This is a genomic window from Parabacteroides sp. Y3-G-102 (assembly GCF_023656845.1).
Classification (GTDB): domain Bacteria; phylum Bacteroidota; class Bacteroidia; order Bacteroidales; family Tannerellaceae; genus Parabacteroides; species Parabacteroides distasonis.
In genome coordinates this window covers 1-2,448 of record NZ_JAMOKU010000094.1, presented here as the reverse complement: position 1 = coordinate 2,448, position 2,448 = coordinate 1, and the positions used below count along the sequence as shown (strand labels likewise).

Below are 2,448 nucleotides of genomic sequence, written 5' to 3'. Positions count from 1 at the left end.
GGCTGACAGGGGGTTAAGGGGGCTTGTCCCCTTACACACGTACCCTTTAGGGTGCTAGTGTGCTATCACCATACTGCATAGGTGCGAAGTTAGTGAATGTTTTGTAAATGCACAAATAAAGGGGAAAACATTTGGATTTGCGACAATAAAGTACTACCTTTGTTGCTGACCAAACGGTAGCTGACCGATACGGGAGAGTTACCAAAATACAAGCCGCTGGAGTTAATTGACGGACATCCGACATCCCCAGCGGCTTTATTTTTGCCTATCTGCTTCGTCTAGGCATACCAGTACCTCTACTAAAAATGTACTTCAAAGATACTTATTTTCTACCGACTTGATAGTTTTTACCCCATATTCTTGGACATTTTTCCCCCATGAGGTTATCTTTGTAGGGTGAAAGAGAAACCTATAAACGGGGATAGATTGAATGCTGGGAAGCATAAACAATCGGGGTAAGGTTAGCGAACCTTGCCTTTCATCCCCCATTATAACTTTACATAGAGGAACTTTATCTATCCCCCCCCGCCCCCAAAGGGGGAGCGACCAAACGGCAGCTTCACTCAATGGAGTGTTACAGTTCATCAAAACCAAGTGATAACTGTCGTTTCTCTGCTTCTTCTTTCTTTTGGGCAGCTAAAGTCTTTTTCCGAACGTATGTTTTTGTAAATGAAACCCTATCCCCATTAAAGACAATCAACGGATTAATGAACCAATTATATTCGTTTGGACCTCTTGCTATGATTTCACTTTGTACGAGCTCTGCCAATCCTTTGTATATGGCTTTGTCTGATTTGTATTGGGTGTATTCTAAGCATTTTCGCCTATCGAAAATTATCATATCATTCTTAGGCTTCATGCAAGTTAGAATATACCCGAAAACCCGAATAGCTGATTGTGATAGATTGAAAAAAGCGGCAAAATTCGCAAGGTATAGTTTTGCAAATTGCTCTTCATCTACTTCTATTTGTCGGATAAACGAGGTTTTGAATACTTCTCCTGTATCTGTATCAGCAACAGCAACTACAGCTTTTTTATCACTTCCCGTACTACTTTTGTATTTCTTAACAACGTGATTTTCAATCCCTTCAATTGCTTGTTTCATAAAGGGGTTTTCTTCGTTTTTTTGAAAATCGGTTAATTTGAGTACTTTCTTATTTTCCATAAACATTCTATTTAGGCAAATTTGACTTTCTATATATCGGTGAAAAAGTATAATTTGATTTTCCACAAAGGAATATTTAAATTTCCATTAATACAATAAAAAAGCAAAATATATTTTCCTTTTTAACATCTAATAGGAAAGAGTGACTTTCTAATATGGAAAATCAGATTTTCCAATATGGAAAATACCCTATATTGAGTATCAACTACTTAACTTATTCTATTTCTTAAGTTCTTATTATACCCTAAAAACGGCATATAATCAACTACTTAAAAAATCATCGGTCGGGGAGCGCCCAGCGGCAAGGGGCGGGACCACCCGTCCCGACGAGCGCCCACACCATAAACTTTTTTTCGAATAAGCACACAACCGTTTTTCGAACCCTGCAAAATTTCTTCCGAACCCGAACGGCGTAACACTCCATTGAGTGAAGCTGCCGTTTGGTCGCTCCCCCTTTGGGGGCGGGGGGGGGTTACATACCCATGCCGAAACCTCTGCTTCTGGTGATTTGCTTGAGTAGGTCTTTCCCCTCTTCCATAGCTTTTGATATGTTTGGGAAATGATGCCTTAAAGCCTCCAGTTGTTCGGAATTGAACAAGTCTTTCATCTTACCAAGTTCTTTTTTCAATTCCTTGGTTTCGGTCTTTAGTTCTTGGTTCTCAGTTCTTAGTCGGTTACTGGTTGTCCTTGCATTGTCCATTTGCTGTCTATAATACTCCTTGTCGTTCTCGGCTTTGAATACCTTTGTGCCGTTTCGCTCTTTTTCAAGTATAGCCTTTCCCAGTCTATCGGATAGCTGTTCATTTTCCCCCTCTAAAGCCTTTATTTTGGCTTTTAAGGCATCTTTTTCCCTATCGTTAACCGTTTTCCCTATCAAGCCGTAAAACTTCTCTGAAGCCTTAGAAATGAGTTTTTGGACGTTTTTCTTTGTTTCAATGGAACGTAGTTCTTTCTGAAGCTGAAGAAGCTGGTTTTGCACGTCCTTGTGCTTGTCTAACGCACTGGATATATCGTTGGATAGTTCCTGAAGCTGTTCTTTCGCACATTCGGTCTTGTACTGCATAGCCGATAAGTGTTTGCGATCAGAAGAAACACCACGTTCCATGCCCAGTGCTTCAGATGCTATGGTTTGGAGTTCTGCCATGTCATCACGCGATAAACGCACACTCTTCCCGTTCGGCTGCGTCCAATCGAAAACTACATGGGCGTGAAGGTTAGGTGTCCATTGCTTTGCGTTCATGTATCCTTCGTCCTTGTGTATATGGATTTGAAACGCTTCAATA

General features: G+C 40.7%; 2 protein-coding genes. Both read right to left on the bottom strand.

The features are described 5' to 3' along the window. Positions 1–574 precede the first annotated feature (574 nt). Positions 575–1,165, bottom strand: coding sequence for a hypothetical protein (locus tag NBH16_RS23155; RefSeq protein WP_008670455.1), 591 nt, complete (start codon positions 1,163–1,165; stop codon positions 575–577). 472 nt (positions 1,166–1,637) lie between these two features. Next, a partial coding sequence (locus tag NBH16_RS23150) for a coiled-coil domain-containing protein (RefSeq protein ID WP_250789129.1) occupies positions 1,638–2,448 on the bottom strand: 811 nt, incomplete at its 5' end.

Coding starts and splice junctions, on each gene's coding strand:
- NBH16_RS23155 (WP_008670455.1), bottom strand. CDS start 1,165: ATGGAAAATAAGAAAGTACTCAAATTAACCGATTTTCAAAAAAACGAA.